Source organism: Aeromonas sp. 84A, assembly GCF_051919345.1.
In the GTDB taxonomy this organism is placed as follows: Bacteria; Pseudomonadota; Gammaproteobacteria; order Enterobacterales; family Aeromonadaceae; genus Aeromonas; species Aeromonas veronii.
This window is the reverse complement of the sequence record NZ_JBQBEW010000001.1, coordinates 922,905-949,531: the sequence shown is the minus strand read 5'-3', so window position 1 is coordinate 949,531 and position 26,627 is coordinate 922,905. Positions and strand designations below refer to the sequence as shown.

General features: G+C 61.4%; 24 protein-coding genes. 15 read left to right on the top strand and 9 right to left on the bottom strand.

Annotation, left to right across the window (positions count from 1 at the left end; all coding sequences use genetic code 11):
- Positions 1 to 8 precede the first annotated feature (8 nt).
- Positions 9 to 1,214, bottom strand: coding sequence for a NupC/NupG family nucleoside CNT transporter (locus ACTG20_RS04500; protein WP_194495059.1), 1,206 nt, complete (start codon positions 1,212 to 1,214; stop codon positions 9 to 11).
- 542 nt (positions 1,215 to 1,756) lie between these two features.
- On the opposite strand from ACTG20_RS04500, the gene dbpA reads away from it, so the two are divergent.
- Positions 1,757 to 3,136 (top strand): ATP-dependent RNA helicase DbpA, encoded by a 1,380-nt coding sequence (gene dbpA, locus ACTG20_RS04495; protein WP_042053613.1) that lies wholly within the window; start codon positions 1,757 to 1,759, stop codon positions 3,134 to 3,136.
- An 89-nt stretch (positions 3,137 to 3,225) separates the two neighbouring features.
- Positions 3,226 to 3,516 carry a YkgJ family cysteine cluster protein gene (locus ACTG20_RS04490; protein ID WP_005341481.1) on the top strand — a complete coding sequence of 97 codons (291 nt, stop codon included), beginning with the start codon at positions 3,226 to 3,228 and terminating at the stop codon, positions 3,514 to 3,516.
- Between the two features lie 26 nt (positions 3,517 to 3,542).
- Here the strand turns inward: ACTG20_RS04490 and ACTG20_RS04485 are convergent, their stop codons facing one another.
- Positions 3,543 to 3,950: a hypothetical protein gene (locus ACTG20_RS04485; RefSeq protein ID WP_005335923.1), complete on the bottom strand. Its 408-nt coding sequence runs from the start codon at positions 3,948 to 3,950 to the stop codon at positions 3,543 to 3,545.
- 268 nt (positions 3,951 to 4,218) lie between these two features.
- On the opposite strand from ACTG20_RS04485, the gene ACTG20_RS04480 reads away from it, so the two are divergent.
- Complete coding sequence (locus ACTG20_RS04480) at positions 4,219 to 5,613, top strand: PepSY-associated TM helix domain-containing protein (protein WP_439987484.1); 1,395 nt, start codon at positions 4,219 to 4,221, stop codon at positions 5,611 to 5,613.
- Positions 5,614 to 5,688: 75 nt separating this feature from the next.
- On the opposite strand, the gene ACTG20_RS04475 is transcribed toward ACTG20_RS04480, so the two are convergent.
- Positions 5,689 to 6,594 (bottom strand): 1,4-dihydroxy-2-naphthoate polyprenyltransferase, encoded by a 906-nt coding sequence (locus tag ACTG20_RS04475; protein ID WP_026034945.1) that lies wholly within the window; start codon positions 6,592 to 6,594, stop codon positions 5,689 to 5,691.
- A gap of 208 nt (positions 6,595 to 6,802) precedes the next feature.
- Here ACTG20_RS04475 and ACTG20_RS04470 point away from each other — a divergent pair, with 208 nt between their 5' ends.
- The 8 genes from ACTG20_RS04470 to ACTG20_RS04435 all read left to right on the top strand — a co-directional run bounded on the left by ACTG20_RS04470 (position 6,803) and on the right by ACTG20_RS04435 (position 18,105).
- On the top strand, positions 6,803 to 8,125 hold the full coding sequence (locus ACTG20_RS04470; RefSeq protein WP_194495063.1) for an isochorismate synthase: 1,323 nt from the start codon (positions 6,803 to 6,805) through the stop codon (positions 8,123 to 8,125).
- A gap of 32 nt (positions 8,126 to 8,157) precedes the next feature.
- The gene (gene menD, locus ACTG20_RS04465; protein WP_194495065.1) at positions 8,158 to 9,915 is read left to right on the top strand and encodes a 2-succinyl-5-enolpyruvyl-6-hydroxy-3-cyclohexene-1-carboxylic-acid synthase; all 1,758 of its coding nucleotides are present in this window, start codon (positions 8,158 to 8,160) and stop codon (positions 9,913 to 9,915) included.
- Positions 9,875 to 10,672: a 2-succinyl-6-hydroxy-2,4-cyclohexadiene-1-carboxylate synthase gene (gene menH / locus ACTG20_RS04460; RefSeq protein WP_194495067.1), complete on the top strand. Its 798-nt coding sequence runs from the start codon at positions 9,875 to 9,877 to the stop codon at positions 10,670 to 10,672. The genes menD and menH overlap by 41 nt, the downstream gene beginning before the upstream one ends.
- A gap of 110 nt (positions 10,673 to 10,782) precedes the next feature.
- Positions 10,783 to 11,643 carry a 1,4-dihydroxy-2-naphthoyl-CoA synthase gene (menB, locus tag ACTG20_RS04455; protein ID WP_439987482.1) on the top strand — a complete coding sequence of 287 codons (861 nt, stop codon included), beginning with the start codon at positions 10,783 to 10,785 and terminating at the stop codon, positions 11,641 to 11,643.
- Positions 11,643 to 12,572, top strand: a complete 930-nt coding sequence (gene menC, locus ACTG20_RS04450) for an o-succinylbenzoate synthase (RefSeq protein ID WP_216950106.1) — start codon at positions 11,643 to 11,645, stop codon at positions 12,570 to 12,572. Before menB ends, menC begins: the two co-directional genes overlap by 1 nt.
- Complete coding sequence (gene menE / locus ACTG20_RS04445; RefSeq protein WP_439987481.1) at positions 12,565 to 13,992, top strand: o-succinylbenzoate--CoA ligase; 1,428 nt, start codon at positions 12,565 to 12,567, stop codon at positions 13,990 to 13,992. The genes menC and menE overlap by 8 nt, the downstream gene beginning before the upstream one ends.
- Before the next feature lie 218 nt (positions 13,993 to 14,210).
- Positions 14,211 to 16,970 carry a collagenase gene (locus ACTG20_RS04440; protein WP_194495075.1) on the top strand — a complete coding sequence of 920 codons (2,760 nt, stop codon included), beginning with the start codon at positions 14,211 to 14,213 and terminating at the stop codon, positions 16,968 to 16,970.
- Between the two features lie 187 nt (positions 16,971 to 17,157).
- Positions 17,158 to 18,105, top strand: coding sequence for a SanA/YdcF family protein (locus ACTG20_RS04435; RefSeq protein ID WP_194495077.1), 948 nt, complete (start codon positions 17,158 to 17,160; stop codon positions 18,103 to 18,105).
- A gap of 84 nt (positions 18,106 to 18,189) precedes the next feature.
- On the opposite strand, the gene ACTG20_RS04430 is transcribed toward ACTG20_RS04435, so the two are convergent.
- The 3 genes from ACTG20_RS04430 to ACTG20_RS04420 form a co-directional block, all read right to left on the bottom strand.
- Positions 18,190 to 18,804, bottom strand: coding sequence for a superoxide dismutase (locus tag ACTG20_RS04430; protein ID WP_064341604.1), 615 nt, complete (start codon positions 18,802 to 18,804; stop codon positions 18,190 to 18,192).
- Positions 18,805 to 18,821: 17 nt separating this feature from the next.
- A complete protein-coding gene (locus ACTG20_RS04425; protein ID WP_005354955.1) occupies positions 18,822 to 19,301 on the bottom strand; it encodes a hypothetical protein in 480 nt (159 codons plus the stop codon).
- Positions 19,302 to 19,476: 175 nt separating this feature from the next.
- The gene (locus ACTG20_RS04420; protein ID WP_005335957.1) at positions 19,477 to 20,493 is read right to left on the bottom strand and encodes a chemotaxis protein; all 1,017 of its coding nucleotides are present in this window, start codon (positions 20,491 to 20,493) and stop codon (positions 19,477 to 19,479) included.
- Between the two features lie 201 nt (positions 20,494 to 20,694).
- Between ACTG20_RS04420 and ACTG20_RS04415 the strand changes: the two genes are divergently transcribed.
- On the top strand, positions 20,695 to 21,414 hold the full coding sequence (locus ACTG20_RS04415) for an SDR family NAD(P)-dependent oxidoreductase (protein WP_194495078.1): 720 nt from the start codon (positions 20,695 to 20,697) through the stop codon (positions 21,412 to 21,414).
- Here the strand turns inward: ACTG20_RS04415 and ACTG20_RS04410 are convergent.
- A complete protein-coding gene (locus ACTG20_RS04410; protein WP_194495080.1) occupies positions 21,401 to 23,467 on the bottom strand; it encodes a tRNA(Met) cytidine acetyltransferase TmcA in 2,067 nt (688 codons plus the stop codon). The genes ACTG20_RS04415 and ACTG20_RS04410 overlap by 14 nt on opposite strands.
- Positions 23,464 to 23,775 (bottom strand): HlyU family transcriptional regulator, encoded by a 312-nt coding sequence (locus ACTG20_RS04405; RefSeq protein WP_005335963.1) that lies wholly within the window; start codon positions 23,773 to 23,775, stop codon positions 23,464 to 23,466. The genes ACTG20_RS04410 and ACTG20_RS04405 overlap by 4 nt, the downstream gene beginning before the upstream one ends.
- Positions 23,776 to 23,911: 136 nt before the next feature.
- On the opposite strand from ACTG20_RS04405, the gene ACTG20_RS04400 reads away from it, so the two are divergent.
- The 3 genes from ACTG20_RS04400 (at position 23,912) to ACTG20_RS04390 (ending at position 25,382) form a co-directional block, all read left to right on the top strand.
- Positions 23,912 to 24,118 carry a bacterioferritin-associated ferredoxin gene (locus ACTG20_RS04400; protein WP_005335965.1) on the top strand — a complete coding sequence of 69 codons (207 nt, stop codon included), beginning with the start codon at positions 23,912 to 23,914 and terminating at the stop codon, positions 24,116 to 24,118.
- 144 nt (positions 24,119 to 24,262) lie between these two features.
- On the top strand, positions 24,263 to 24,739 hold the full coding sequence (gene bfr, locus ACTG20_RS04395; RefSeq protein WP_005354959.1) for a bacterioferritin: 477 nt from the start codon (positions 24,263 to 24,265) through the stop codon (positions 24,737 to 24,739).
- A 184-nt stretch (positions 24,740 to 24,923) separates the two neighbouring features.
- On the top strand, positions 24,924 to 25,382 hold the full coding sequence (locus ACTG20_RS04390) for a methylglyoxal synthase (RefSeq protein ID WP_005363178.1): 459 nt from the start codon (positions 24,924 to 24,926) through the stop codon (positions 25,380 to 25,382).
- A 70-nt stretch (positions 25,383 to 25,452) separates the two neighbouring features.
- Here the strand turns inward: ACTG20_RS04390 and ACTG20_RS04385 are convergent, their stop codons facing one another.
- Positions 25,453 to 26,604 carry an iron-containing alcohol dehydrogenase gene (locus ACTG20_RS04385; RefSeq protein ID WP_194495082.1) on the bottom strand — a complete coding sequence of 384 codons (1,152 nt, stop codon included), beginning with the start codon at positions 26,602 to 26,604 and terminating at the stop codon, positions 25,453 to 25,455.
- Between the last annotated feature and the right edge of the window lie 23 nt (positions 26,605 to 26,627).

The window sequence follows — 26,627 nt, the reverse complement described above, 5'->3', positions numbered from 1 at the left end:
CTAGAGGATCAGAGCATGATGCCAGCGATAACGGCAGAGAGAAGGCTGACCAGGGTAGAACCGTAGACCAGCTTCAGGCCGAAGCGGGAAACCATGTTGCCCTTATCTTCGTTCAGCGCTTTTACCGCACCGGCGATGATGCCGATGGAGCTGAAGTTGGCGAAGGAGACCATGAAGATGGAGAGGATGCCGACGGTGCGCGGAGAGAGCTCGGCAGCCACCTTGCCCAGATCCATCATCGCCACGAACTCGTTGGTCACCAGCTTGGTCGCCATGATGGAGCCCGCTTGCAGCGCTTCACCACTCGGGATACCCAGGATCCAGGCGATCGGGTAGAAGAGGTAGCCCATGACGAACTGGAAGTTCACGCCAAATGCCATCTCGAACAGGTAGTTGATCAGGGCGATCAGGGCGATAAAGCCCACCAGCATGGCACCCACGATCACGGCAACGGTGAAACCGGCCATGATGTACTCGCCCAGCATCTCGAAGAAGTTCTCTTTCTTCGGGGTGTGGTGCTCGTCACCTTCGGCAATGGCCTTGATGTCGGTCACGGAGTTATCCGGCTCGTAGGGGTTGATCAGAGAGAGCACGACGAAGGTACTGAACATGTTGAGCACCAGCGCGGCAACCACGTAGCGCGGCTCGATCAGCTGCATGTAGGCACCGACGATGGACATGGAGACGGTAGACATGGCCGTCGCAGCCAGGGTGTACATCTGCTTCTCGTTCAGGTGCGGCAGGATGTTCTTGAGGGCAATGAAGTTCTCGGACTGACCAACGATCATCGAGCTGATGGCGTTGAAAGATTCCAGCTTGCCCATGCCGTTGATCTTGGCCAGCACGGTACCGATACCGCGGATCACCAGCGGCAGCAGGCGGATGTACTGCAGAATACCGATCAGCACGGAGATGAAGACGATGGGCATCAGCACCATCAGGAAGAAGGAGAAGGCCCCTTCGTTGACCAGACCACCGAACACGAAGTCGGTACCCTGTTTGGCAAACTCCATCAACTTGGTGAAGCCGGCCGCGAAGCCACCCACCACCGCCAGACCCACTTCGGAGTTCAGCATGAACCAGGCCAGCGCCAGTTCGACCACTAGCAGTTGACCGATATAACGCAGTTTGATCTGTTTCCAGTTGTGGCGGTTAGCCAGCAGAGAGAGAGCGAGGACCATCACCAGTCCGAGCACAAAGTGAACGTATTCCATACCTGTAGCACCTGAGTAAATTGTAATTTTTGACCGGCGCCATCATAGACATTTGCACATTTAAAAATCAGATAGCCATCACAATCCCGCGCAATATTATGGAGGCAGGATAATACAAACGTTTTTAAATTAATTGTGCAATGAACTGATATTAATCGCGCAACACAGATAACATAAATCCTTTTAAAACATAATGTTGAGTAATAGAGGCGCCGTTTTCATATTCTTTGAAAATATTTAATCAGCATTTTCGCAACATTCCTTGTGGCGCAGTAACTGATCGCAGAATATTTTCCAGCCATTATATTAAAACACTGAAAATAGAAAACGTTTATCCGCAATAAATAATTAGATGAGTGTTTGAAAAATAGTCCTTATTGCTATGTCGGTGATCGTCCGCGATCTGTTTGGCAACAAATGAACCTTTCATGGCCCCTCGTGGCCAGCCGTTCAAAAATCCGCCACATCCGGCGCCACATTCTGGTATGATGCGCGGCCTTAGCGCTCGCGCATCCCCGTTTTCTCCGAAATAGAGTCCTTTTGTGAACAACAGCGAATTTAGCAGCCTCAATCTCTCCCCCGCCCTGCAAGAGAACCTCACCAGCCTGGGTTACCTGCAGATGACCCCGATCCAGGCCCAGAGCCTGCCCCTGGTGCTCGATGGCAAAGACCTGATCGCCAAGGCAAAAACCGGCAGCGGCAAGACCGCCGCCTTCGGCCTCGGCCTGCTGGCCAAGCTCAACGTCAACCGCCTGGAAGTGCAGGCGCTGGTGCTCTGCCCGACCCGCGAACTGGCGGATCAGGTGGCCACCGAGATCCGTCGTCTGGCGCGCGCCCTGCCCAACGTCAAGCTGGTCACCCTGTGCGGCGGCACCCCGACCGCACCGCAGTCCGCCACCCTGAGCTTTGGTGCACACATTGCCGTCGGCACCCCGGGTCGTATTCTCAAGCATCTGGAGCAGGGCACGCTGGAGCTATCCGGCCTCAAGACGCTGGTGCTGGATGAAGCGGATCGCATGCTGGACATGGGCTTTGGCGAAGATATCAACCGGGTCATCAGCTATGCCCCCCAGCAGCGTCAGACCCTGCTCTTCTCCGCGACCTATCCGGAAGGGATCGCCCAGATGAGCCGCGGCGTGCAGCGCAATCCGGTCGAGGTGAGCGTGGAGTCCCTGCACGAGGGGAGCGCCATCGAACAGAAGCTCTACGAAGTGCCTGCCGGTCAGCGCCTCGACGCCCTCACCTGGTTGCTGAGCCACTACCAGCCAAGCTCCTGCGTGGTGTTCTGCAACACCAAGCGCGCCTGTAACGACGTGGCCGACCATCTGGCCGCCAAGGGCTTCTCGGCGCTAGCGCTGAACGGCGATCTGGAACAGCGCGAGCGGGATCAGGTGCTGGTACGCTTTGCCAACGGCAGCGCCACTATTCTGGTGGCCACCGATGTAGCGGCCCGCGGTCTCGACATCAAGGAGCTGGGCGCCGTCATCAACTACGAGCTGACCTATGATCCGGAAGTGCACGTGCACCGCATCGGTCGTACCGGTCGTGCCGGCCAGCAGGGTCTGGCCCTGAGCCTCTATCAGCCGAACGAGGCCCAGCGCGTCAACTTCATCGAAGAGTACCAGCAGGCTCCGATGCCGCTGGGTGATCTCGACAGCATCGGCCGCGATATCAAGCCGATCGCCCCGCAGATGGTGACCCTCTCCATCGATGCAGGCCGCAAGACCAAGGTGCGGGCAGGTGACATTTTGGGTGCCCTGACCGGTGAAGGCGGCATTGCCGGCGCCGACGTGGGCAAGATCCAGATCTCCGAGCAGTACTCCTACGTCGCCGTGAAGCGCAGCGTGGCGAGCGCCGCCCTCAAGCGGTTGCAGGAAGGCAAGATCAAGGGTCGCAGCTACCGCGCCCGCAAACTGGGCTAAGGTTTTTTGCAAGCCGTTAGCCAGACCACAGGCGCCTGACAGGCGCCTGTTTCATATCTCCGATGCCGCCATGCGGCAAGACAGGCACCATGACCCAAGCAATCCAAACCGATGTGAGCTGCCAGAACTGCGAAGCCTGCTGCTGCCGCCTCGAAGTGATGCTCTTTACCGATACCGGCGTGCCGGACCGTTATGTACTGGAACGGGATGGCGAGATACCGGTCATGCGCCGGCTGGACGATGGCTGGTGCGCCGCCCTCGACCGCAACACCATGATGTGCCGTATCTACGAGGTGCGACCGCTGATCTGCCGCGAATTCGAAATGGGTGAACCCGACTGCGTCGACGAACGGGACAAGTGGTTTATCAAGCTGGATTGAGCCAAGGCCAGTCAGGATACGGGTGGTCAAGCGCTCGCAGGTTCACAGGGAGCGGTGTTGAGCTGCTCTCCCAGCCACTGGATGGCCGCTGCCTCTTGCTCGAAGTAACGTACCGCCCGAAAGGGCAATCCCTTGAAGATGTTATCCGCCAGATAGCGCTTGAAGCCCCCTACGAAAACCACCGCCAGAAACTGACAGCCACTCTCGGCACACCAACCAAACTGGCGACGAAAACGGGCCAGCACCTCGGGCCCGGCCGCTTCAAACTCGGTCGCGACCTCGACAATCCCCCAGGGGCCATCCATCAGACCGGCCAGTTCGTGACGAAAGCGCGCCTCATAGGCCATGGCACCAGCCAGATTGAAGGGGCCACTCGGGCGGCAGATCAGCATCTGACCCCTGCGCTCCATGTCAAATTGCCCATGTGGCTGCATGACTGCTCCCATTCCGTTACCACCACCATCGCCTGCAAATTGTTACCACAAGGTAATAATTTATAAGGAAAAGTCCAGCAGCAAACAGGCTTTTCCCAAAGCGTGCTCATCCTATCCGGCAAACCGTTGGCACCTCATGTTACCGACATCCCGCACCGAACCGATCTCAAGATGTGTGATTGCAGTTAACGAAACGTTACTGCTATTATCCGCGCCGCCACAAACATTCCACCTGCCGAAAGGTTTGGCACCCCAACAAGGATGTGCAATGAAAAACAGGGACTCGAGTCATTACCAACGGATCTGGCGCTGGCACTTCTACGCAGGTCTCTTTGTCGCCCCTTTCCTGATCCTGCTGTCACTGACCGGGATCGTCTATCTGTTCAAACCCCAGCTCGACAACCTGATGTACCCCAAGCTGATGAAGGTCACCCCAGCCAGCCAGACCCTGAGTGCCGACCAGCTGCTGGCCAAGGCGATGATGACCATGCCCGATGCCAGCCTGCGTAAATACCTGCCGCCTGTCGCACCCGATCAGAGCGCCCAGTTCATCGTCAATCGGGGTGAACAGGAGCTGACTCTGTTTATGGATCCCGCCAGCGGCGCCCTGCTCGGCACCATGGACAACAAGTGGAATCTGCAAGCGGTGGCTCGCTCCCTGCACGCCGACCTGCTGCTCGGCACCACGGGGGATCGGCTGATCGAACTGGCGGCAGGCTGGGGGCTGGTACTGCTGCTGAGCGGCCTGTACCTCTGGTGGCCACGCAAGGGGCCCGGGGTGGGCGGCATCCTCTGGCCCAGAGTGAACCAGCGCGGACGCCTCTGGTGGCGGGATCTGCACGCCGTGGTCGGCTTCTGGGGCGCGGGTTTCCTGCTGCTATTGCTGTTGAGCGGCATGACCTGGACCGGCTTCTGGGGCGATCAGTTCGCCGCGGTCTGGAACCGCTTCCCCGCCGCCATGTGGAACGAGGTGCCCAAATCGGCACAGCTGGCCCGCACCCTGAATCAGGCCCATGAGCAGACCGTTCCCTGGGCGGTGGAGAACACCCCCATGCCCAGCTCGCAGCCGGTTGATGAGGGGCACGATCACGGCGCCATGAACCACGGCGAGCACGAGGGAGTGGTGATAGCCAGCCAGCGGATCCCGCTGCAACAGGTGGTCGAGATCGCCCATGAGCGGAGAGTCCAACCGGGTTACAGCATCACCCCGCCGGTCGGCGCCACAGGCGTCTACACCATCGCCCTGTTTGCCGACGATCCGCGCAACGACGCCACCCTGCATATCGATCAATACAGCGGCAAGGTGCTGACCGATGTGCGCTGGCAGGATTACGGCCCGGTCGCCAAGACGGTGGAGAGCTGCGTCATGCTGCACATGGGCAAGCTCTACGGCTGGCCCCATCATCTCGCCATGCTGCTTATCTGCCTGATGGTGCAGGTCAGCGCCGTGAGTGGCCTGTGGATCTGGTGGTGCCGCCGCCCGCAAGGGCGTCTCGCCGCGCCGCCGCTGCCCGCCAAACTCCCGCCGATGCGAGGTGCCATCACCCTGCTTATCCTGCTGGGGATCGCCTTCCCACTGGTGGGCGCCTCCATGGTTGCCATCTGGCTGCTGGATACCCTGCTCTTCTCCCGCCGCACGCTCAAAGTGGCTCGAGCCAGCTAAACCCGCCAAAACCAAAAAGGGCTCCCATCTCGGGAGCCCTTTTCATTGTTCGCCTTGGCGAGCTGCGACCAGCGGTCAGGAGAGCGCCAACCCGATGGAGAGCAGCAGGCTGAACAGAAAGGCGCTGATGGCGGTCTTCTTGAGGGCACCGGTCAGCACCTCGCCATCGTAGCTTTCGCGCAAGGTGCGGGCCGCATCGCTGAGAGGCTTCATGGCGGGCAAGAAGATCCACGGCCAGAAACTGGCGGGCTGGATCAGGATAAAGGCGATGGTTGCCAGCAACGCAGCCCCCAGCAGTACCCAGTGATAGGCGATGGCGCGGTTGCGGCCAAGGCGCACCGCAAGAGTGATCTTGCCGCTGGCGGCATCGGTCTCGATGTCGCGCACATTGTTGATATTGAGCACGGCGGTTGCCAGCAGGCCACAGGCGGTGGCAGGCAATAGCAGATCCCACTCCAGCGTCTTGGTGAAGAGGTAGTAGGAGCCGAGCACCCCCAGCAGACCAAAGAAGAGGAACACCGAGATATCGCCAAACCCGCGATAGCCGTAAGGGGTCTTGCCGACGGTGTAGGTCACCGCCGCGACAATGGCCGCCCCCCCCAGCACCACAAATGCCAAAATCTGCAGCCACTGGCCGCCGAAGGCACAGCCCAGCAACAGCAGGCCACTGGCCACCGCCGCCAGCGCAGTCAGCCCCATCGCCACGCACATCTGCTTTTTGGTGATAAGACCGGAGACCACCGCCCGCTGCGGGCCGATCCGCTCGCCGTTGTCGGCGCCGGAGACCGCATCGCCGTAATCGTTGGCCAGATTGGAGAGGATCTGCAGCAAGATGGCGGTCAGCAGGGAGAGCGCCATGATGGTGCCATCGAAGGCGCCACGACTGGCAGCCAGCCCCGAGCCCAGCAGGATGGAAGAGCAGGCGAGCGGCAGTGTTCGCAAACGCGCCGCCAGCAACCAAACAGAGAAGGTATTTGTCATTTTGTGATGGCCAAACAATCGGATATTGATCGTGTTAAGGGTTATCGAACCGGATTTGGGTATACTTGGCCCCGGAGAGTGAAGCTCCCGCGGGCGATTTACATGGACGAATGGGCAGATAATATATAGGAAATCATCGCCCTTTGGCATAAACCTACGGCATCCAGCTACCGGATCGCTCGTTACTACCCGGCTCAGACAAGAATCCATGTTGGCTCAGACCCATATCAAGCAACAACTGGACGCCCTGCGTCACAGCAACGTCAGCGGCTTCGTACGGTTGCGAGTGGCGATCGAAATCCGCTCCTTTCTGGGCTGGCTCGCGGCGCAAACCCTCTATCCCCGCATCTACTGGCAGGCCCGTGGAGAGGCTCGTCCCGAGTATGTCGCGCTGGGCGCCATCCATGAACTGACCGAGCCGCACGCCATCAAGCAGGTGTGCACTAACACAGCCAACCAGCATCATGACGACAGCCCTCGCTACTATGGCGGACTGGCGTTCGATCCGGCCCAGTCCGGCTGGCAAGGGTTTGGCCCCTGCCGTTTCGTGCTACCCCGCATCGAGCTGGTGCGCCGTGGCGAGTGCGTCAGTCTCTGCCTCAACCTCTGGCTGGATGACGACAATCTCGAGGCCGAACTGCAGGCGGCCGAAGCCGCCCTCGATTCCCTGCGCCCGGAAGCCCCGCTGCCCGCCCTGCAAAAGCAGCCCTGGCAGCGACAGGATTGCCCCGGCGCCGCCCAGTGGCAGACGCTGGTAGAGCGCGTCACCGCCTCCGATTTTCAAGCCCACACTCCCAAGGTGGTGCTGTCGCGGGAGAGCGTGCTGACCAGTCCGAACCACGATGCGGATATCAATCCCTGGGCCATGCTCGACCAGTGGGCCCACCATGCACAGGACTGCTTCCACTTCGGTTTTCAATTCTCCCCCGAGCAGGCTTTTATCGCCTGCTCCCCCGAGCGGCTCTACCGCCGGGAAGATCGCCACCTCTTTACCGAGGCACTGGCGGGCACCATTCGCCGCTCCGGCGATGAAGAGGCCGATGCCCAACTGGCTGCCGAGCTGCTGGCCGACAACAAGAACCGGCTGGAGAACCGGCTGGTACATGCCGACATCCTCAGCCGTCTGGCGCCACTGACCCACGATGCCACCCTGACCGAGCCGCGCATTCTCAAACTGCGGCTGCTGCAACATCTCAAGTGCGATATCGAAGCCGAGCTCAAGCCCGGGGTCTGCGACTGGCAGTTGCTCGACGCCCTCCACCCGACGCCGGCGGTTGGCGGCGCTCCGCGCGAGGCAGCGCTCGCCTTTATCCGCGAATTCGAGCCCTACGATCGGGGCTGGTACGCCGGTGCCTGCGGCATGCTGAGTCGGGAGACCTCGGAGTTCTCGGTCGCCATTCGCAGCGCCCGCATTCAGCCGGGCAGCGTCACCCTGTTTGCCGGTGCCGGCATTGTCGCCGGTTCCGAGCCTGTCGCAGAGTGGGCCGAACTCGACAACAAGATCGCCAATGTGCTCTCCCTGCTGGGATAGTCATTCACCCTTTTCACGCTACGAGAGCCCCTATGCCCACCCGTAAAGAGCCTGCCAGCGAAGAGTTTGCCTGCCCCCCGTTTTCGAGCCAGCACGCCACCTTCAATCACGTCTGGTCCTCCCTCTTGCTGGAGGAGCTCTTTCGCCTCGGGGTGCGCGACATCGCGCTGGCCCCCGGCTCCCGCTCCGCGCCGCTGACCATGGCGGCGGCCGCCCATCAGGGCTTTCGCCGTCACCTGCACTTTGATGAGCGAGGTCTCGGCTTTATGGCGCTGGGGCTGGCCAAGGGAAGCAACCGGCCGGTGGCGGTGATCATGACGTCAGGTACTGCGGTAGCCAACCTCTGGCCCGCCGTGGCAGAGGCCCAGCTCACCGGCGTGCCGCTGATTATTATCTCCGCCGATCGCCCTCACGAGCTTATCGACAACGGCGCCAATCAGGCGATCGACCAGCAGGGGATCTTCGGCCACTACCCCGTCTATCAACAGAACCTGCCGAGCCCCACCCCGACCATTCCGGCGGCGTTTGTGCTGAGCTCGGTGGACCAAGCCTTGGCCAAACAGGTGCTCACTCCCGGGGTGGTGCACTTCAACTGCATGTACCCCGAGCCCCTCTACCCGGGCGAGCACTATCAGGATTTCTCCGACTATCTGGCCCCCCTCGGTGACTGGCTCTGCTCGCGCAAGCCCTGGAGCCCGTGGCAGCAAAGCGAGCCGAGCTGCTCACCTCAGGCGGAGTGGGAAACCTTTCGGCAACAGCGCGGCATCGTTGTGGCTGGTCGCATTGCCGACCCGAATCAGGCACAGACCGCCGTCGCGCTGGCGGAGCAACTCGGCTGGCCGCTGCTGGCGGATCTGCAGAGCCAGATCCGCTTCGATAGCCGCAACCTCATCCATATGGATATGGCGCTCAACGACCCTGAATTCGTCGCCGAGCTCGGCCGCGCCGAGGTGCTGCTGCAATTTGGCGCGCGGCTTGTCTCCAAGCGGCTCGGCCAGTTCATCAAGCACCATTCATGGCAGGATTACTGGCTGGTGGATCCGCAACCGGCGCGGCTCGATCCCGACTACCGGCTGCGCAACCGGCTGCTCTGCAGTGCCAGCGCCTTTGCTGCGGCCCATCCGGTCACCACACAAGCCCCTTGGCACACATTGGCCGAGCTGCAACACAACGCCAGCCAGCAGATCGCCGCTGCCTGCGAGCACTTCTCCGAGCTCGGGGTCTGCCATCGCCTCAACCGCCTGATCGAAGGCCAACTGTTTGTCGGCAACAGCATGCCAGCCCGACTGATGGATATGCTCGGCGAAACGGGCAAGGGGCCGAGCCGGGTGATGACCAACCGTGGCGCCTCCGGCATCGATGGCCTGATCGCCACCGCCTACGGGTTTGCCCAATCAATCGAACAGGACAGTGATGAGCCCACCACCCTGCTGCTTGGGGATCTCAGCGCCCTGCACGATCTCAATAGCCTCGCCCTGCTCAGCAAGGCGAGCCGACCGCTGGTGGTGATCCTGCTTAACAACGATGGCGGCAGCATCTTTCGTATGTTGCCGGTGCCCACCGAAGGGGGGCTGCTGGAGAGCTACTACCGGCTGCCCCACGGCCTCAGCTTTGAACATGCTGCCGCTATGTTTGGCCTCGCCTATCGGGCGCCGACCACCCTGCCCGAGTTCGAACGCGATTACCGCGCCGCCCTCCAACATGGCGTTACCTTGATCGAGATCCGGGTACCGAGCGAGCAGGTGGCCGATGATCTCAAGGCGCTGGGGGCCGCCATCCGTGGTAAATAAAGATGCCAATGTGCCGCTGGTGCTGCTGCACGGCCTGCTGGGGGATAGCGGCGACTGGCAACCGGTGATCGACCGGCTGCCCGCCATCCGCTGCATCGCCCTCGATCTGCCGGGTCACGGCCAGTATCGCGATCTCAACGTCAGCGACTTTGAGCAGAGCCACCAGTGGCTGGTCGCCGAGCTGACCAGCCGCAACATTGAATGCTATCTGCTGGCGGGCTACTCGCTGGGTGGGCGACTGGCCCTCTATCACGCCAGCCGCGAGCCAGCCGGACTGCGGGGGCTGCTACTGGAGAACTGCCACCCGGGGCTACCAGACAATGAACGGGCCGCCCGCATCCAGCACGATGAACAGTGGGCGCAGCGCTTCGAGCGTGAGCCCCTGGCTGACGTGCTGGCAGACTGGTACCGGCAAGGGGTGTTTGCAGATCTTGACGATGCGGCCCGAGCCAGCCAGATCGCCCGCCGCCTTGGCAACGACGGCCTGGGCATCGCCACCATGCTGCGCGCCACCTCGCTCGGCAAGCAGCCGGATCTCGCCCCCTGGCTCATGGCGAGCCAGCTGCCGGTCACCTGGGTGAGTGGCAAGCGGGATCACAAATTCCATCAGCTGGCTTGCCAGCTGGCGAACCAGGATCGCAGAATCAACCACTTGGTGCTGGATGGCGGCCATAATCTGCATGCCCATCAGCCTGATAACTTTGCCCGACTCCTCGCGGAGTGGGTCAACCAACAAGAAGAGACGAGTCATGATTGAAGCAATGACGGAAGCTGAACTGTATGCACCTGTTCAACATGCCAGGATTGCTCAACTCAGAGTTCAACTCGGTGCTCAACTGCACTCTCCCAGATCAGAAGGAAAAAACCATGATTGAAGCAATGACGGAAGCGGAACTGTACGCTCCGGTTGAGTGGCAGGATTGCTCCGCCGGTTACGAGGACATCCTCTATCACAAGTCCAACGATGGCATTGCCAAGATCACCATCAACCGTCCCCAGGTGCGCAACGCCTTCCGCCCCCGCACCGTCAAAGAGATGCTGCAGGCGCTGGCCGATGCCCGTTATGACGATCAGATCGGCACCATCATCCTGACCGGTTTTGGCGAGAAAGCCTTCTGCGCTGGTGGCGACCAGAAGATCCGTGGCGACTACGGTGGATACCGTGATGACGAGGGGACTCACCACCTCAACGTGCTCGACTTCCAGCGCGACATCCGCACCTGTCCGAAACCTGTGGTTGCCATGGTGGCCGGTTACGCGGTCGGTGGCGGCCACGTGCTGCACATGATGTGTGACCTGACCATCGCCGCCGACAACGCCCAGTTTGGCCAGACCGGCCCGAAAGTGGGCTCCTTCGATGGCGGTTGGGGTGCTTCCTACATGGCTCGCATTGTCGGCCAGAAGAAGGCCCGCGAAATCTGGTTCCTCTGCCGCATGTACGATGCCCAGCAAGCCCTCGACATGGGTCTGGTCAACACTGTCGTGCCGCTGGCGGAACTGGAGCGCGAAACCGTGCGCTGGTGCCGTGAAATGCTGCAAAACAGCCCGATGGCGCTGCGTTGCCTGAAAGCGGCTCTCAACGCTGACTGTGATGGTCAGGCGGGCTTGCAGGAGCTGGCGGGCAATGCCACCATGCTGTTCTACATGACCGAAGAGGGTCAGGAAGGCCGCAACGCCTTCAACGAAAAGCGTCGCCCCAACTTCTCCAAATACAAGCGGAACCCCTGATGACACTCGCCCTGTATCGCTATCAACTGCCTTTTACCCAGCCCCTGACCTTTCACGGCAAGGTGGAGGTGGCGCGAGAGGGGCTGTTGGTGCGCATCAATGACGGCTGGGGGGAAATCGCCCCCCTGCCCGGCTTCTCGAAAGAGAGCCTGCAACAGGCAGAGGCAGAAGCCCTTGCCGCGCTGGCAGCCCTGGCCGCCGGCGATACCCCGAACCCCGTGCTGCCGTCGGTGCAATTTGGCCTCGACTGCGCACGCCGGACATGGCCCGAGCAGCGCAACCCGCTGCCGGAGCCCTATCCCCTCATTCAAGGCTCCCCCCAGGAGCTGCTGCGCAACTGGAAAGAGTGGCTGCACCGCACGCCCGGCAAGGCCAAGCTGAAGGTGGCACGCTACCCGATGCGTGACGAGCTGGCACTGATCCGCCTGCTGTGCGATCGCCTCCCCTCCCTCAAGCTGGTGCTGGATGCCAACCAGGGCTGGACTCGCGAGGAGGCGTGGACCTTCTGCGGCCACCTCGACCCGAATCGCATCGAGTATCTGGAAGACCCTTGCGCCGACTTTGCCGACATCGCCTTTGTCGCCAACCGCACCGGCATGCCGGTGGCGCTGGACGAACTGCTGGCACAAGGCAAGCCGTGGGAGCCGATCCCGCAACTGCGCGCGCTGGTGCTCAAGCCTACCCTGCTCGGTTCACTCGCCAACTGCGAAGCGCTGATCGCCCGCGCCCGTGAACTGCGGCTCAAGGTGATCATCTCCTCCTGCTTCGAATCGGATCTGGGCCTGAACCAGCTCTTTCATCTGGCGGGCGAATGGGCGCCGGAACAGGCGCCGGGTCTGGATACCCGCCGCTGGATGGCAGGCAATCTGCTGGGGGAAGATGGCAAACCGGATCTGAGCCGACTGGAGCAACTGTATTACCGTGATTGACCCTTCCCGTTCACCCGAACAGACACCTTGCCCGGTACGCCACCGGGCAATCACAGCCCCGAACCGCATTGCCATCCACACAGCCTCGCCCCTCAGTTATCGCCAGCTCGATGCCCGCCTCAACAGCCTGTGCCAACAGTTGGAACAGGCTGGAGTGCGCCGTGGCGATCATCTGGCTGCAGTGGTGCGCGGTGCGCTGGAAGATGTGCTGCTGGCGTGGGCCTGCGTGCGCAGCGGCGTGGTGTTCTGCCCGCTCAACCCCGCCTTTCCTCTCGAAAAGCAGCGCGAGCTGGCGGTACAACTCGATGCCGATGCCTTCTGGTCGGCAGGGGAGATCCCGGCAGGCAACTGGCAGCCCTTGCCGCTCGACTTCACGCGCGAACTGCCAGCAAGAGAGGAAGCGTGGCCGCTGGAATCGACCCAACTCAACAATATGATCCTCACCTCCGGCTCCAGCGGTACGCCGAAAGCGGTGGTGCACCGACTCTGCAACCACCTTGCCTCGGCGCGCGGCTCTGCCGCCCTCATCCCCCTCGATGAGGCCTGCGGCTGGCTGCTCTCCCTGCCGCTGTTCCATGTGGGCGGCTACGCCATCCTGTTTCGGGTCTTTCTGGCGGGTGCGACTCTGGTACTGGATCAACGTGAACGCCCCCTCAAGGAGCGGCTGGAGTGCCAACCCATCACTCACTTGTCTCTGGTGCCTACCCAACTCTGGCGCCTGCTGGCAGAGGGCTTTGATCCCACCCGTACCCGCCTGCGCGAGCTGCTGCTCGGTGGCGCCGCCATCCCGCAGCCGCTGGTGAGCCGCCTCTGCGCCATGGGGCTCGAACCCAAGGTGAGTTATGGTCTCTCCGAGATGGGGAGCCAGGTCTGCACCGCTATCCCCGGCGATGCAGGCGTAGTTGGCAAACCGCTACCGGGACGGGAAGTGTGCATCAGGGAGCAGGAGATCTGCGTGCGCGGCGCCACCCTGTTTGCCGGTTACTACCGAGATGGCGAGCTGGAACGACCCCTCGATGACGAGGGCTGGTTTCATACCCGCGACAAGGGGAGGTTCACTGCGGCAGGGGAACTGCTGGTAGAGGGGCGGCTCGATAACCTCTTTATCTCGGGTGGCGAAAACATCCAGCCAGAAACCATCGAGCAACGACTGGTAGATCATCCCGCCGTCGCCCAGGCGCTGGTGGTGCCGGTGCCGAGCGACGAGTGGGGGCAACGCCCCGCCGCCTTTATAGACTGGCACGGCGAGCCAGTTCCCGACTCCGAACTGGCAGCCTGGATCCGCAGCGCCTTGCCCGGCTTTATGGTGCCCGACCACTGGCTCCCCTGGCCCGATCTTGGCGGCAATCTCAAACCCTCCCGCCAACAGCTGGGCAAGGTTGCCCAACAACAGACTACTCGGGCACGACAAGCTGAATGAGATCGGACTCACATTTTACCGATCTTCTTTGAAAACAAAAAAGAAACATGTGAGTCCTCACTGCGGCGCCAACCCACGATAACTCGATCAGACTCAAAAAGACACCATCTTATTGATTTATCTGATTTTTAATTGGCAATTGATATCCCTTTGGAACTGTTTAAATTGCATTGCGATTACTCGCAAGACAATACACAAACAAGAACAAAGGGATAAAAATGAACCGTTCAGGTACCGGGTGGCTGCTGCTGGCAGGCCCCCTGCTTTTGGCTACATCCTCGGCGCAAGCCAACTACTCCCCCAATGACTGGCGACAGTATCAGCTGACTGGCGAATCGAGCCGGCAACTGGCCGCTCGCATCACCGAGATCACCTACGAGCTCAAGGCGCGCAGCAGCAATGCTCCTTACCAGCAGCTCAGGGTCTACCGTCGCTTCGACTGGCAGAGCAGCGATCTCGCGGCCCTCGCCGAACAGCAGTGTGGCGAGCCGCAGCTCAAGGTAGATGCGGGCTGGCAGATCCGCTTCGTGCGCTGTGAAGATCGGATTCCGGCGGGCAAGCTGATTCCCGCCAGCAGTTATGACTTTGGTTATGGCCTCAAGCAGGGTCGCTGGGAGCAGCTGGCGGGCACGCCGACCGCCCAACGGCAAGATCGTCTGCCGCTGCCGCAAGCCATCATCCTGGGTCAGAGCGAAAGGGAGCTGGATCGCTGCGAACTCAACGCGCAGGGCCGCTGCACCGAGTCGGAGTGGCACTATCAGCCGCAGGATTGGCAGCAGTTGCAGGTACTTGAAGAGACCCCGAGTGAGCGGGATGGCCGATTGGAGCAGATCTTCTTCCGTCTGCAACCGGTGGCAGGCAGTCAGGCTGCCGCTCAGGTCAGCGAGATCCATGTCTGGCGCCGCTATCAGTGGCAGCTGGATCAGCTCACGCCTCAGCAGGAGTGTGATGAGCCGCAGGAGCGCAAGGAGGGGAGCAACACCATCCGCTATCGCATCTGCCGTCAGGTGATCCCCGCTGGCAGCGAGGTTCAGGTAACGTTGCAAGATAGCGGCTACCAATACCCGGTCGCCGGCGGCGAGTGGCAACCCCTGCCAGAGAGCAAAGAGTGGCAGGAGAGCCGGGTGCTCAATCGCCCCATCGTGCTGGCCAGCAAGGAGGAGCAGCTGGAGTGCCGCCGCGCCAACGGTCGTCTCTGCTCCGAGCCCGAGCAGCCCGATGTGGATCTGCTCGACAGCGATGCCGCCAAACTGGTAGCCGACGTTAGCGGCCAGAACAGTCCTGCCTGGCAGGCGGATTACGGCCACGATGACACCAAGCTGATGGCGGTGGTGCGCGGCATGCGTGCTCTGCTGGCGGCCAACCAGCCAACCCATCCGGCAATGGACAAGCTGCTCTACTATGTGCGCGCCCACAACTACCACGGCGGCGTTGGTAAAGAGAGTGATCAGGCCGCCCGGGCACTAGCCGGGGTGATGATTGATCTGCTCAACCACCCATTGCTGCTGGGAGCTGAACCACAGGATCAGGCTGGCACAGTGCTGGAAGCCTGGAGCGTGGCGGCGCAGGGACAACTTGGCCAAGCCGCCTTCCGCCAGAGTGCCGCCCCCATGCTGGCCCAGCTCAACCAGGCGCTCGGCTATGCGGTGCAACATGCGGCGCAGATCAATGGCCACAAACCCTGGGCCGATGGCCTGTTCGAGCTGCTCAATCTGGTCGATCAGAGCGCCTCTTACGGTCAGCAGGCTGACTTCAGCGCAGCTGTGCTGCAACAGGAGGCGGCATTGCGCCAGAGCCTGCTGCAACTGGGCCTGAGCGAACTTGCCCTCTGGAAACAGCGCGATGGCTCACGGGATCTGTTTATCTTCAACAACATCCTAGATGCCCACAGCCGCCTCTATCAGATGATGCGCTACCTCCATCACACCAGCCCGGATAAGGCGATCGCCTATCGCCAGCAGCTGGATCGCGATGTCATCGCCATCATGCGCCAGCAGGGGCTGATCCCGGGTGGCCAGCATCCGGCTACCATGCTGGAAGAGGTCTCCCTGACCCTCTCCAGCTACTACCTCACCTACACGGATCGCACCAGCGAAGCCTGTGTCAGCGGCGAGTTTGCCGGGCTTTGCACACCGATCCGCATGGAAGATATTCTGCCGTTCGAGCACACCTGCTCACCCACCCTTCGTCTGCGCGCCCAGGATCTGACTCAGGCTCAGGCCGAGGGGATCTGCCGCGAGCTGGGTGATGAGGAGCAGCGCTTCCACCAGCAGATGGAGACTGGCTGGCAACCGGTGGCCGATGATCACAACGAGGCGCTGGAGCTGGTGATCTTCAACTCCTCCGCCGACTGGGGCCGCTACGGCAGCGCGCTGTTTGGTGTCTCCACCGACAATGGCGGCATCTATATCGAGGGAGATCCGGCTCGCCCCAGCAATCAGGCCCGCTTCTTCGCCTATGAGGCGGAGTGGAAACGCCCCGCCTTCCAGGTGTGGAACCTGCGCCACGAGTACGTTCACTATCTGGATGGCCGCTTCAACCAGTACGGCAGCTTCGGCCACTATCCGCTCAACCGCACTACCTGGTGGGCCGAGGGGATTGCAGAGTACATCGCCCACGGCCAGTGCTTTGCCCGGGGTCTGGATAACGTGGCAAACCGCCCCGCCAACCAGCGCCCGACACTGGCGGCGATCCTCCACCTTGACTACGAGCAGGGTGGCGAGATGGTCTACTCCTGGTCCTATACCGTGCACCGCTTCCTCAACGATACTGGTCGCGGCGCCAGCTGGCTGGCGCTGGCACAGGCGCTGCGCAATCCGGATCAGCAGCAGGCGATGAGCGACTTCGAAGGGGAGCTGGACCGGCTGATCGCCAACGACAGCGACGCCTATCGGGCGTGGCTCGCCCGGGATCTGCTGCCCTGGTGGCAAGCCAACAAGGAGTCAGACGCCTGCAAGGGTAACGACTCCGCCCACTGATAGACCTTCACCGACCAGAGGGGCTGCCATTGCAGCCCCTCGCTTTATCCTCCCGCTCCCCCGGCCTCTGCTGCGACAACCTCTGCCCGAATGAGGTGCCCGCCCGTTATCAAGCCTGACGCCAGCGGCCGAGTTGTAATAGAATGCCGATAGCCACTCTCAACTTCAGACCCTGACCGCACCGCGCATGAAGAAGTTTGCCAAGATCCTCCTCGCCTGCCTCGTTTTGCTGCTGGCCCTGATTGCCATGCTGCTGGGCTACAGCGAGTGGATCGTCTCGGATGCCCGTCACTACACCTATGATCAGGTGGACAAGGTGCCCTACAACCGTGTTGCGGTGGTGCTGGGTACCTCCAAATATCTCTCCGGTGGCGGCCCCAACCACTACTTCAAATACCGCATCAAGGCGGCGGCCGAGCTTTATAACAATGCCAAGGTGGACTTCATCATCGTCTCCGGTGACAACGCTACCGTGCAGTACAACGAGCCACGCCAGATGCGCCGCGCCCTGATCAAGGCGGGCATCCCCGCCTCCGCCATCTATATGGATTTCGCCGGATTCCGCACCCTCGACTCAGTGGTTCGCGCCAAAGAGGTGTTCGGCCAGGAGCGCTTTACCGTGGTCTCCCAGGGCTTTCATAACGAGCGGGCCATTTTCATCGCTCGCCATTTCGGTATCGATGCGGTCGGCTTCAATGCCGAGGATCCCAGCGCCTATCAGGGGATCCGCACCCGGGTGCGGGAAGTCTTTGCCCGCCTGATGGGGCTGCTCGACCTATATGTACTGGACAAGGGGCCCAAGTTCCTCGGGGCACCGGTCCCCATCGGCCTGCCTGTGCCTTGCCAGTCACTAAGTACCATCGGCAGTCTGCAACCCTGCCTAAAGCAACCCAAACCGGCGGTGGATGAGGCCAAGCCAGCGGCAGTCTCTGCCGCGGTTGCCACCGAGTCAGCTACTCCATCTGCCTCGGCCGCGACTGAACAAGTCACTCCTGCTTTATCCGCAGCGGCAGCCACTGAGTCGGTCACTCCCGCCAAACCCGCAGCACAAACCACCGCCGAGATGCCCAGCACGGCCTTGCCCACATTGCCGATGACCCCTTCAGCCGCCAGCGTCAGCACTGCCACACCATAAACAGACGACCCGCCAACTGGCGGGTCTTGTTATTGCAGCTCGGGTTGTGGCGATGAGCCTGCACACCCATACCCAGCGGCCAAGTCAGCCTCTCGCCGCTTGATAGCGGCGGGCCACTTCGGCCCAATCCACCACCTGATAGAAGGCTGCGATATAGTCAGGACGCTTGTTCTGGTACTTGAGATAGTAGGCGTGCTCCCACACATCCAGCCCCAGGATCGGGGTATGGCCATGCATCAGGGGGCTATCCTGATTGGCACTGCTCTCCACCTGCAATCTGCCCGCCTTGTCCACCACCAGCCAGGCCCAGCCGCTACCAAAACGGCTCAGAGCAGCCTGAGTGAAAGCCTGCTTGAAGGCATCGAATCCCCCCAATTCCCGCTCGATGGCCAGAGCCAGCTCACCACCCGGCTCACCGCCCCCCTGCGGGCTCATCACCAGCCAGAACAGGGAGTGGTTGGCATGGCCGCCGCCATGGTTGCGTACCGCCCCTTGCAAGGTGGCGGGCAGAGTATCGAAGCGGCGCAGCAGATCCTCAACCGGCAGTGCAGCCAGCTCTGGCGCCCCTTCCAGTGCGGCGTTGAGGTTGTTGATATAGGTCTGGTGATGACGGCTATGGTGGATCTCCATGGTCAGGGCATCGATATGGGGTTCCAGTGCGTCGTAGGCATAGTTCAGGGCTGGCAGGGTATGGCTCATGATGACCTCTGTTCGGATTAATGGAGCCGGGATGAGGGCTCGCTCTGACACAGGCAGTGACCGAGCGAACGCATGATCCCGGCGTGGCTGCCGTGGCGCTGTACGAACGTCAGCAACTCGGCACGGGTTGTGCGGGTATGGCGCAAAGCCGCCTCTCGCAGGCGAGAGGAGCAAGCGGGGGAGTGACAGGTCGCCAGCAAGCAGTCGTGCACATAGCAGAGCAGGTCGGCGGCGCGATCGGGCAGAGTCATGGCCACCAGTAGATCCGCCAGATTGTGATGAGCCACAACCAGCGCCGCCACCGCCTCATCGGCGTCATGCCACTGCACCAATTGCTGACGAGCCAGCCACAGCGCCTGCTGATAATGAGCCAGCGCCTGATGATACTCGCCGCAATCAAACAGCCGGTTACCCTCTCTGGTCTGCTGTTTCCAGTGACTCATGCTGCTGCCGCCTTCGGTCGACTCGACCCACCCCTTCACCCAAGTTGCTGTCATATGCTTCACACCAACAAATGATAATAATTATCATTACATGAATCATATCCAGGAGACAAGGGGCGTCGGGATCGCAGCAAACAGCCAAAACAGCGCGGCCACTCCCTGGCAAGGAGTGGCCGCTTGAGGCAACCGGTCAGTGAATTCGACCGGCCAATTGAAAGTTAATGGCAGGTCAGATGTTGTTGGCAGGCGAAGGCGGGGCAATCCCCAGCAGCATATGATCCATCATCCCCACCATCCGCCCAATCTCGGGTTTGGTGATGGTATCGTTCGCCCCCAGTTGCAGCGCCTTCTGGCGGTTGTCATCGCTCATCAGGGAGGAGAACATCACGATGGGCATCTCCTTGTAGGAGGGGGTATCCCGCAGACGCTTGAGCAGGTGCATGCCATCCATGCGCGGCATCTCCACATCGGTGATCACCGCATTGACGAAGCCGGTCACCGGCATTCTCTCCTCCTGGGCCAGGCGATCGAAATCCGTCATCATCTCCAGCCCCTCTCCCCCATCCTTGGCCGTGATCACGTTGTAGCCAGCGGTGCGCAGGGTGGTTTCGATCATCTTGCGGATAAAGGCCGAGTCGTCCACCACCAGAATGGTTTTGCCCTGGCGCAGCGCCATCATGCGATCGTCGATAAGCACCTTGCGATCCTGGGTGACGTCGTACTTCTCCATGCTGAGCTCGGGGTTGATATCGGCGATGATCTTCTCGAAATCGAGGATCATGATGAGGTTGCCATCGCGCCTGACCACGGCCACCACGCAGTCGTTCTCCCCCGCTTCCAGAAACTGGCTGGGGGACTCCACATCCTCCCAGGATACCCGGTGGATCCTGCTGACGCTATCGATCAGAAAGCCGTTGGCCATCTTGTTGAAGTCGGTGACGATCACCACCTTGTGGCTGGGGTCAGGGTTGGTCTTGATGCCGAGCCAGCCCGCCAGATCCACCAGCGGGATGAGACGATCCCGCAGGGAGAAGACCCCCACCATATGACGCTGGGCGTTGGGGTAATCTGTGGTCTCCGGCACTCGGATCACCTCGCGCACCTTGGCGACGTTGATCCCGTAATAAGCGGTTTTTTCACGCCCGTCCGGTAGCTGCTTCTTGAGGTGAAACTCGATGATCTCAAGCTCGTTGGTGCCACTTTCGGTCAGGATAGATTTACGCTCTTCCCCATCTTTGGACATCATGGTGACTCTCATTCTGGTTGCGCGGGCAGCAGACCGCTGCGGTTTTCCCTCAGTATAGGAATGGATTTCACCCAGCGGCTCGGATCTCGGCAAGATTGCAGCCTTAACCGCTTGATCCCGCAGGCTGGCGGGATCGTATCTGCCAATCAGGACAACATTGGCGAATGGTGAAATCCATCATGTACTCACAAGGAGCCTGAGATGAGTGAAGGCATCGTCGTGATTGGCGCTTCTGGCGGGATCGGGGCGGCTCTGGTAACACACTGGTTGGCGGCGGGGGGCGGGCCAGTGATTGCCATCAGCCGTCAGCCCGCACCTGCTGGCCTCTCATCGCCGGGTCTGCACTGGCTATGTTGTGATCACAGTGATGAGCAGATGACAGAAGTGGTGGCGCGCATCGCGGAGTTGGCACCGAGACCGCACAGGGTGGTGATCTGCAACGGCATCCTGCATCAGGGGGAGATCCAGCCGGAGAAGCGGCTCGAAGCACTCAATCTGGATGCCATGACCCGCCTCTACCAGACCAACGCCTTGGTGCCGCTGCGCTGGATCAGCCAGTTGTTACCGCTGTTTGGCCGCGAGCCTTGCACTCTGGCCGTTCTCAGCGCTCGTGTCGGCAGCATTGGCGACAACCGAGCGGGCGGCTGGTATGGCTATCGTGCATCCAAGGCAGCCCTCAACATGTTGCTCAGGTGTGCCGCCATCGAGCTGGCCCGGCGGGCCCCCGGCGTCAAATTGCTGGCTTTCCACCCCGGCACAGTGGATACCCAACTCTCTCGCCCGTTTCACGCCAATGTACCGCCAGGAAATGTGCAGAGTCCCGAGCTGGTAGCCGACCATCTGATTAACCTGATGAACCGGCTGCAACCGGATGGTGAACTGAGCTTTCTCGACTGGCAGGGCAAACCTATCGAGTGGTAGGGGAGATCAGGAGACGCGCCAGCAGCGCCCGCAAACTCTTGATCACGGCGGGCTTGCCAGCCAGTTGCAACCTCGCAGCCAGTCTTCCCCAGTCGGCATATTGCCAGATGGCTGCGATCAGCAGATAACGCTCTTCAGGAGTCAGTGAACCCAGCACAGCCAGATTGCGCGCCAGCCACAGCTGCAAGCTGGATTGGCTCAGTTCGAACGGCTTGTGATGCAGGGCAAAGCACTCAATCTCGTCATGCTCGAACTCGCCAAGCTCAGCCGAGGTGACGGTGCTGCCTTGCAAACATTGCCATACCAGCTCGGGATCCAATCCTTTCAGCTCGCCCGCCAGCAGGGTCGGCAACTGGCGTAAAAAACGCTGTTGCCACTGATCCAGCTCGGGCTCATGTTCGGGTTTCAGCGCCTTTAGCAGCAAGGCTGCGTGACAGCCGCTGGCGGCATCCCGTTGCAAACCGATGCGCAGCACCTCCAGCCCGGCCTTGCGCCAGAAGGGGAGCAGGTCGGCGCTGGCCGAAAAGGCCGAGCCGAGGTAGTCGATGCCAGTCTGGCGATAGTGCTCCTCAAGCTTGCCAAGCAGCAGCGAACCCAGTCCGTGCCGGTGCAGTTCGGGGTGGATGGCGATACGCATCACCCGGGCATAGCTGCGCCCCCCCGCAGTTTTAAAACCGGCGTGGGCCAGCAGCGACTGGGGCAGCAGATGGCCGCGCGGACGGCGGCGACCGGCCCATATCGCCTCGGCCAGCTCGGGATCTATCCCCCCTTCCCTCGCCACCAGCGCCACTCCCAGCAGGCTCGCATCCTGCTCCAGCAGATGGATGTCGAGATCCGGACTCTCAAGCAGGGATCTGAGATCGCTCGGCGTAGTCTGGTAGTGAGCCAGCACCAGCAGGCCGAACAGCTGGTTGAGCAACGCCTCGTCGCTCGCCAGCGCCTCCTGGCTGACCAGACGCCAGCTCGGGTTAGTCGGCGGCAAGGGAGCTGCCACTTCGGCATTGAGGCCGAGCAGGCGGAAAATCAGCGGCTCCAGCGGATCACGCTCACTCCAGCGAATGGGCTCAGAGAGGCGGATCTCCTGCCACTCCGGGGTCTGGCTATCGAGCACCCGCTTGAAGCGCAGGTGAAAACCGCGCCCCGTCCCCTCGTAACCGTGCTCGGTAGTGGCAAAGACGATGCGGCTGTGGCGGGCCAGCATGGCTTCAAGCAGCGGGGTCGGAATAGCGGCCGCTTCATCCACCAGCAGCAGATCGGGGTTAATTGCATCGTGCACCAGCCGATCCGGCGAGCAGTAGCTCAGCCCGGCCAACTGTTCCGGCGTGCAATCGAGCCCGCAAGCGGCGTGGGCAAACAGGGTCGCTACCGTTGCCTGCGAGGGGGCCGTCACCACTATGTTCAATCCGGGCTGCTGGCGCAGCAGTTCGGCGGCGGCCAGCCCCAGCAGCGCACTCTTGCCACGGCCGCGGTCGGCGCTCAGCACCAGCGGACGGCGGCGATGGCCGTGCAACACCTTGTGGATGGCGGGCAGTGCCCGTGTCTGATCGCAGCTCAGCCTGCGTTCGGGCCCAAGCGGTTGCCACGGCTGCGAGCAAACCGGCGGCTCCAGAGAGAGGGCTGGCTCACCTTCCAGCAACCGCACCAGTCGGGCGATAAAGCCGTGCCCGGCCCGACCCGCCTCCTCCGGCTGGGCCACCAGCCGGATCCGGTCAGGATCCGGCCATGAAGGCCACTGCGCTCTGGGCGGGGTCAGCAGCAGCAGCAAGCCACCGGCGCGCAGGGTGCCTGCCAGCGCCCCGAAGGCGTCGGGATGCAAGCCGCTGAAGGCGTTGAACACCAGCGTGTCGCACTCCTGACCGAGCCGCTGCAGCGCCTTGACGGCGGGTTGCGGGGCATAACTCTCGGGCCCGGCACCCAGCCAAAAGACGGTCTCGCCGAGCAGGGATTGGGCGCGGGCAATGCACTCGGCCTCCTCCCCCTCCAGCCAGATCAGTCGCCGCTCACCGGCGCGGGCCAGCGCCTCGCGCAGCAGGGTGACCTCTTGCTGTGTCATGAAGCTTGGCTGTCAGCCGGTTTGCGGGGCTCGAACATGCGATCTCCCATCTGATCGATAAAGGTGTGAGCCTTCTGCACCATGAAACGCTCGGCATCGGCCGGATTGACAAACAGATCGGAGCGGATGAAACGGTGAGTTTGCAACACGCCGTCCAGCTCCTTGGTGATGCGCCCCGCCAACCGATACTGGCCACCTTCGGCCATGGGTTCCGGATAGATGAGATAGCCGGCATATTCGGTGGGAGTGACTTCCGGCGCCTTGGTCGGCTCGCCCCCGAACAGGGCACTGAACAGTTTCTTGAGCATGGTGATCTCCTCTGGTTGCCAGCATTGTCCCCAAGGGGTTGCACAGTGGCAAGCAGGGGATCTTATTACCAATGGTTATTTGCACTACGAACCATTCTCATTTAGATTTCATCTCATTCCACAAGAGGTGACCATCATGTACGTCTGTTTGTGCCGCGGCATCACAGATACCCAGATCCGCAAAGCGGTGCAGTCAGGTAAAAGCGAATTCCGCCAGCTCAAGCAGTCGCTCGAGGTGGGCGCCCAATGTGGCAAATGCGTGCGCATGACCATGGAGATCATCGCCGCCGAACTCGACAAGATGGAGCAGGAGCAACCCGTGCTCTACTACGAAGTGGCCTGATCCGGACACCTCTTTTCTGATGCGACCCGCCAACAGGGTCACCCCTTTTCTCAGGCGAGCTGGCTCGCCAGACCTCTTATTGTCACTTTTCTGGACTAAGCTCTAACGATCGGAGCCTCAGGCACGAACCAAGGAGCACTGTCGATGAAAGGAGATCCCAAGATCATTGCCCACCTCAACAAGGTGCTGGCCAATGAGCTGATTGCCATCAACCAATACTTCCTGCATGCCCGCATCTACGATGACTGGGGCCTCAAGGCGCTCGGGCACAAGGAATATCACGAGTCCATCGATGAGATGAAACACGCCGACGAGCTGGTCAAGCGCGTGCTGTTTCTCGAAGGGCTGCCCAATTTGCAGGATCTGGGCAAGCTGCGCATCGGCGAGACCGTCGAAGAGATGTTGCGCTGCGACCTCTCGCTGGAGATGGATGCCATCCCCGACCTCAAGGTAGCCATCGCCTACGCCGAGTCGGTGCAGGACTACATCAGCCGCGACCTGTTCCAGGAGATCCTGGAAGATGAAGAGGAGCATGTGGACTGGCTGGAGACCCAGCTAGATCTTATCGATCGCATCGGGCTGGAGAACTACCAGCAGTCGCAACTGCACCACGGCTCCTGAGCCCGCAGGCCAGCAAATAAAGAGACCCGCCAGCGCGGGTCTCTTTATTTGGGCCGCCATATTTGAGTTGCATGACCCGAAAACTTTTCGACAGGATCACAGTTAATACGCCCGACACAGCATCTGTCATGGCTTTCGATTAGGATACGACTCTCTTCCAATAACAATGCTACGGACGATTTCCATGGAACAGATTGCACGCGAGATGGCGCCCCACAAACGGGTAGCACTGGTGGCTCACGACAACATGAAGACCCCTCTGCTGAACTGGGTGATGCGGCGCAAGGAGGAGCTCAAGCTCCACCATCTTTACGCCACCGGTACCACCGGCACCATGCTCGGCAAGAAGGCGCAGCTGCCCATCACCTGCCTCTTCTCCGGCCCCATGGGGGGTGACCAGCAGCTCGGCGCCCTGATCGCCGAAGGGAAGATCGACGTGCTGATCTTCTTCTGGGATCCCCTCAATGCGGTGCCGCACGATCCGGATGTGAAGGCGCTGCTCCGCCTCGCGGCAGTCTGGAACATCCCAGTCGCCACCAACGAGGCGACCGCCGATTTCATCATGGACAGCCCCCATATGCGGCAAGCGTTCAGCGTGCAGATCCCGGATTACGCCGGTTATCTGAAGGCGCGTACCGAGTGATCGGCTAACCCGTCATGCAAGAGGGCCGCAACAAGCGGCCCTCTTTATTAGGAAACAAACCGATGCCGGCTTATAGCGCGCGGGCGAGAATGCGCGCCACCCGATCCGGGTCGATATCCTGCTGCTCACCGAGCGCGGTGCGCCCCACCCGCTTGAGGTTGGAGCAGACCGCCGGAATGCAGCTTTCGCTGAGGCCATAGTCAGCCAGCCGGGTACCCAATCCCATCTTCTGGAAGAACTGCTCGGTGCGGATGATCGCCTCTTCGATGCGCAGGGCCTTGTCCTCACGGGTCGAATGCCACACCCGTTCGGCAAACTGGGCCAGCTTGTCCTGCTTCTGGCTCGCCCGCTCACGGAGCAGCGAAGGGAGCACCACCGCCAGACTCTGGCCGTGGTCGAGCCCGTAAAGCGCCGTCAGCTGATGACCGATGGCGTGAGAGGCCCAATCCTGCGGCACTCCGCAACCGATAAGGCCGTTGAGCGCCAAACTGGCCGCCCACATCAGATTGGCCCGCACCTGATAGTTGGTCGGCTCCGCCAGCGCCCTGGGGCCGTTCTCCACCAGCACCTGCAGCAAACCTTCCGCCAGCCGATCCTGTACCTCGCCTCCCACCGGAAAGGTGAGGTACTGCTCGGCAATATGGACGAAGGCGTCCACCACGCCATTGCCGGTCTGGCGCGGCGGCAGGCTGTAGGTGGTGGTCGGGTCGAGCACCGCAAATTGCGGCTGCACCAGCGGGCTTCTGAAGGAGATCTTCACATCCCCGCGGCTCACCACCGAGGTGGGATTGCTCTCGGAGCCGGTTGCCGGCAGGGTCAGCACGCAGCCCATCGGCAGCGCCTTGTGCACGCTCGCCTGCTTGCCGCAGATATCCCAGGGATCATCCCCCTCGTAGCAGGCGGCGGCTGCAACAAACTTGGTGCCATCCACTACCGAGCCGCCACCGACGGCTAGCAAGAAGTCGATGCGCTCGCGTTTCACCTGCGCCACCGCCTCCATCAACAGCTCGAATCTGGGGTTGGCGCCGATGCCGGAAAACTCCTGCCACGTCACCCCTTCCAGCGCCCGGGTCAACTGCTCATACACCCCGTTCTGCTTGATGCTGCCAGCGCCGTAGAGCACCAGCAGCCGGCTGCCGGGCGGGATCAGTTCGGGCAGGCTGGCGATCTGCCCCTCGCCGAAACAGATGCGGGTCGGATTGGCATATTGGAAGTTGTACACGGCGGACTCCTCGACTGGCTCAA